The organism is Mesorhizobium silamurunense (assembly GCF_014843825.1).
GTDB lineage: Bacteria > Pseudomonadota > Alphaproteobacteria > Rhizobiales > Rhizobiaceae > Mesorhizobium > Mesorhizobium silamurunense.
Genome location: NZ_JHQR01000254.1, coordinates 1 through 4942 on the forward strand (window position 1 = coordinate 1; position 4942 = coordinate 4942).

Below are 4942 nucleotides of genomic sequence, written 5' to 3' on the forward strand. Positions count from 1 at the left end.
ACTCTTATGTCAGGCGAGAACCACTAGCGTCTTTTTAGCAGGCTCCGCATGCGGTTGCGCAGGATGCGCGCCATGTTGCGGGTCTCGCGGTAGAGGTGGAGCTGCGAGGCCGCCTGGCGGGCCAGCCGGTCGGCGTCGGGCGTCAGGCCGACCACCAGCGTGCCCATAGGTTGGCGCTCCATCCACAGGCGGCTCATCACCGGATGGTCCGGCACCGCGCAGGAATCGGTCATGACGACGTTGGGATCATCGAGATGCTGCTTCGTCACCTCGAGCATCAGCAGCGTGCCCGGCGAATAGGCCGACAGCGTCTCGTCATAGGCCGTCTTCCAGGTGTAGGCGACACCCGCCTCGACGAAGACCACCAGACAGGCGATGGTGCGGCCGTCGAGCTTCAGCGAATGGATGCGGCACATGTCGTGCTCGGCGAGCCTGTGCACGGCCTCGCGGGCGAAGGCGGCGCGGTAGCGGTCGATCGCCATGGCCGTGCGCTCGCGGCCTTTCCAGCCGGCGGCCTCCAGCGTCAGGAAGCTTTCGATGGCATGGCGGATCTCGTCCGGTCCGCGCGCCACGACATGCTCGAGCTTGCCAAGGTCGGCGAGGCGCCGCTTGAGGCGGCGGAATTCGCGATAGTGATGCGCGCGCAACGATGCCTTGAGGTAGTCGTCGCCGTCGGCATCGCTTTCCAGCACCGGGCGCTCGGCCTTGCCGGTGACGACCAGGGTCAGGCCGCGGCTGTCGGCAAAGGAGGTGAGCAGGCTCGCCACCGGGCCGTCCAGCTTCATGTCGGGCAGCACGAACACTTTCGGTAATTTGAGATGCGGCCTGGACAGCATCGAGAAGAAATCCTCGATGACGCCGACCGGATCGTCGCGGTCGACCAGCGGCGTGCCGAGCGGCCCGAACGGGCTCGCCCATGTGCGCATGACCGGGACGCCGAGCGGGATCGCCGGGCGCTCGACCGAGAACGGCACCAGAAGCCGCAGCCGGTTGCGGAACTCGTCGCCGTCGCGGATCACGGCCAGCCGCACTTCGCGATCCTCGAGCCTCGGCATGGCGGGCGCCACGAAGCGCGGGTTGAAGAAGACGTTGGGCTCGATCGTGCGGGCGCTGAGATAATCGAGCTCCTCGACGAGGTCGAAGCCGGCCGAAGCCGGATAGATCGCGAGCTTGCGCTCCGGCCGGTTGTTGGCGAAGAGCTCGATATGGGCGGGATCGGCCTCCCTGGCGAGGCCCGCAAGGCCCGACACCATGGCGCCGGCTGGGCCGCCGCTGGTCTCTTCAAGCAACGGAACTGCGGCCATCAGGCGACTTCCTTATTTGCAGGCACGAAAATCGCCATGACGATGCCGAGCTTGCGCCAGACGGTGAAGGACAGCGCGCCGGCCTCGAAAACCATGGCGAGGCTGGTGGCGATCGCCGCGCCCCAGAGGCCGAAGAGCGGGATCAGGATCACGTTGAGACCGATGTTCAGGGCAAGCGTCATGGCATAGACGGCGGCGCAGATGTTCTGGTTGCCGCTCATGGTGAGCAGGCTTTCGCAGGGGCCGACGGCGCCGCGCGCGACGACACCGAAGACCAGCAGGAAAAGCAGCGGATAGCCGGCGGTGAATTCCGGGCCGAACAGCACCAGCATCGGCTCGCCGAGCGCCAGCACCAGCAGCGCCATCGCCAGCGAGGGCCAGAAGGTCCAGGAGACGGTCTCGCGGGCGAAGGCGGCGAGCCTTTCCGGCTCGCCGTGGGTGAATTGCGCATAGCGCTGGGCAACACCTGCCTTGACGGCGAAATAGACGAAATGCACCAGCGCCAGCGTCTTCACGGTGGCGAAATAGACGGCGACATCATTGGGGTCGAGATAGGCGCCGACCATCAGCACGTCGGCATTGGTCAGCAGGAAGAAAAAACTCTCGACCAGGAAGATCGGCAGCGAGACGAGGAACCACTGGCCGAAATGCACGGCCATCGGTCCGGCCGGGATATTGCTCTCCATGCGCGAGATGACGCCCATCAGCTGGCCGAGCGTCGTGACATAGGTGGCGGCGATCGAGGCGAAGATCGCGGTCTTGGCGTCGGGCAGGTAGTGCATGGCGAGCATTGCCGCCATGAACACCAGGATCAGCACCGGCCGCACGAGATAGGTAGGCGATAGCGCGAACAGCGCCCATGAATTGGCTCGCGCCAGCCCCTGCAGGAGATCGCCCATCGCGATCATCGGCAGGCAGATGACGCCGAGGATGAAGGGAACGACGTAGTAGTTCTCGATCCAGGGCGAGGCGAGCCACACGCCGAGCGCGCCCAGCCCTGCGATCACCGTCGAGGCGACCAGCACGAACAGCCTGCTTGCCATCACGATGCCGCGCAGTTCGGCGAGCATGCCGCGCTCGCGATATTCGGGAATGAAACGGATGACCGAGGTGTGGAAGCCGAGGCAGGCAAGGTTGCCGACGATCACCATCGTCACCCAGACCAGCACGAAGATGCCGTATTCGAACGAGCCCATCCAGCGCGCCATCAGCACCTGGCTGATGAAGGCGATGACGGCGCTGACGATGCGGATGGAAAAGGCGATCAGCGACATGCGGCCGGCTTCGCCGCGCTCGTCGGCGGTGAACAGCACGGCGTCGATACGGCCAAGCAGCGGCCGCATGCGCAGCACCCAGCGCTGCGGCAAGAACCGCCCGGCAGTCGTAGCCGCGGAAAAGCGCACCCCGAATACTCTCCGTTTTCCGCCTGTTTCCAAGGTTTCGGTGTATTCGAAACACATTAAGAAACGGTTGGGTGAGGAGCTTCCTTCTCCCCGTGTATAGTGACGGGGAGAAGGGAAGGGCGCGCCTCCTACATCCCGTTCATCGCGTCGCAGGACACGTTCGGGTTCATGTCGGCGAAGGCGCCGGTGGGGTTCTGCTTCCAGGCCCAGACATGCAGTTCGTAGAAGGGGCCGAGGCCGTAGCGATTGGGCGCCGTGTTGAAGTTGAACAGATGGCCTTCGAGCGAGGCCGGACCCTTCGAGGTGATGTACTCGACAGCGATCAGCTTCAGCGTGCCGTCGGCCATCGGCTCGTACATCACCGCCTCGGGCTTGGCGACGTTGACGGCGTCGTCCTTCAGATAGGCAGCGTTGACGTAGTGGATGCCCATGGCGCCGCCGGTGAGGCCGCTGGCGCAGGGGATCGGCGCATAGCCCTCGGCTTTCGCCACCGCGACGTCCTCGAAGCGGCCGTCGGCCGCCCGCACCTTCTCGGCGAGCGGGTTGATGGTTTCGGCCCTGACGGCGCCAACTGCCAGGATAGCCAGCGCCGATGCGGCGACCAGGCTTCTGTTCCAATTGCGGATGCTCATTTTTTCCTCTCCAATTCGGTTAAGGCGCGCAAGGCAGAGCCGGCCGGCCAAAGGCCAGGTTCGGCAAATGCCTGTCTCGCCTGCTATTGCTGTGGCGGAACTGCCCGGACCCGCCGGTCAAAAATCAGCGGTGATGCCACCAATATTCCCAATATTCGCGCGGCATCTCGCGCTCCTCGAGGCCGATGTCGCGTCTCAGATAGTCATCCCGCGGGAGCGGAAGGCGGCGCCGGTTTCGCAAAGGCGAAAACAGCGCCGACACGGCCCGCCGGATGAAGCCGTGCCGTGGCGCGAGGATATCCGCCGGGGCGGGTATTCCCTCGCTGTCCGGCATGACATCAGGTCCGCCGCCGGCAGGGACGGTCTGAAGCGCATCGTTCTCTCGCTCGGCTGTTCGATCAGCGATAAAAGTAGGGGTCGAGGACCCGCACCTCCGTGATCTTGTCGACGGGAAGCGAATTCTTCTGCGCCGTGCTGCGGATCGCCTCGGGCGAGGGGGCATCGTAGATGCAGAAGCTCTTCGACTTGTCGGGCGAGACGAAGGACTGCACCCAGGTCACGCCCTTTTCGGCGTTGCGGGCGATGACGCCGCCCATGGCGGTCGCGCCGGCATCGTTCATCGGCACATTGAGGCCGTCGGGAAATGTGCGTTCAACCAGATAGCGAGGCATGATTGGTTTTCCTTTCATGAATTGATTGACGCTCGGTTCGAGCGCGGCCGGACTAAAACCACGCTCGCAAAATCCGCGCATCGGAGCCTTTCCCCATATTGGGTGGGACGATTCCCCATGCTGGCGACGTTATTTGTGGAGAGAGGCACCTCAATGTGTGGAAGGTCACATTGTCGAGTCCCTATCCCGTACTATCGCGGCGGCAAGCCGCCATGGCAAAATTCCGACTGGTGAGAGAGTTGACGATGCTTCTGGAACGGCAGACGCAGCTGCGGCAATTGGAGGCCCTGCTGGCGGACGCGGCACAAGGCCGTGGCCGCGTCGCGGCGCTGGCGGGTGAGGCCGGTGCCGGCAAGACGACGCTGGCCGAGGCTTTCATGAGTCATGTGGGGCAAGGGGTGACGTTGCTGCGCAGCGCCTGCGAGGACCTGTCGATCCCCGACCCGCTGGGGCCGCTCTACGACCTCGCCCGCGAGGCGCAATGGGAACTGCCGCGCGCGATCGATGACCGGCAGGGGCAGAAGCTGCCGCTGTTTTCCGACGCGCTCGACATCTTCGAGGCGAAAGGCCCGAGCCTGCTCGTCATCGAGGATCTGCATTGGGCGGATGACGCGACGCTCGATTTCGTCCGCTTCCTCGGCCGGCGCATTGCAAACTCCCACATCCTGCTTCTGATCACGGCGCGCACCGATCGCAGCGAGGGACAGATGCGCGTGCGCCGCGCGCTTGGCGAGATCCCGACCGGCAATGTCGTGCGTATCGAGGTGCCGCTGCTCAGCGAGGCCGCGGTGCTGTCGCTAGCGGAGCTGGCCGACCGCGACGGCGGCGCCATCTACCGGGCCACCGCCGGGAATGCCTTCTTCGTCACGGAACTGCTCACCGCCGAAAGCGACACCGCGCTGCCGGCGAGTGTTCGCGACGCGGTGCTGGCG

Annotated in this window: 6 protein-coding genes; 1 reads left to right on the top strand and 5 read right to left on the bottom strand. The window is 65.0% G+C overall.

Annotated features, from left to right (window positions below; genetic code table 11):
* Positions 1-23 precede the first annotated feature (23 nt).
* The 5 genes from DH10_RS26620 to DH10_RS26640 form a co-directional block, all read right to left on the bottom strand.
* Entirely contained in the window at positions 24-1304 is a 1281-nt protein-coding gene (locus DH10_RS26620; protein WP_192251347.1) for a GNAT family N-acetyltransferase, read from the bottom strand.
* On the bottom strand, positions 1304-2707 hold the full coding sequence (locus tag DH10_RS26625) for a lipopolysaccharide biosynthesis protein (RefSeq protein ID WP_192251344.1): 1404 nt from the start codon (positions 2705-2707) through the stop codon (positions 1304-1306). The genes DH10_RS26620 and DH10_RS26625 overlap by 1 nt, the downstream gene beginning before the upstream one ends.
* A gap of 128 nt (positions 2708-2835) precedes the next feature.
* Positions 2836-3339: a hypothetical protein gene (locus DH10_RS26630; protein WP_192251341.1), complete on the bottom strand. Its 504-nt coding sequence runs from the start codon at positions 3337-3339 to the stop codon at positions 2836-2838.
* Positions 3340-3463: 124 nt separating this feature from the next.
* Positions 3464-3673 (bottom strand): hypothetical protein, encoded by a 210-nt coding sequence (locus tag DH10_RS26635; RefSeq protein WP_192251339.1) that lies wholly within the window; start codon positions 3671-3673, stop codon positions 3464-3466.
* Positions 3674-3737: 64 nt separating this feature from the next.
* Entirely contained in the window at positions 3738-4010 is a 273-nt protein-coding gene (locus tag DH10_RS26640; RefSeq protein WP_126091742.1) for a DUF4242 domain-containing protein, read from the bottom strand.
* 212 nt (positions 4011-4222) lie between these two features.
* On the opposite strand from DH10_RS26640, the gene DH10_RS26645 reads away from it, so the two are divergent.
* Positions 4223-4942 (top strand): AAA family ATPase (locus DH10_RS26645; protein ID WP_246811649.1); only part of this gene is annotated, 720 nt, incomplete at its 3' end.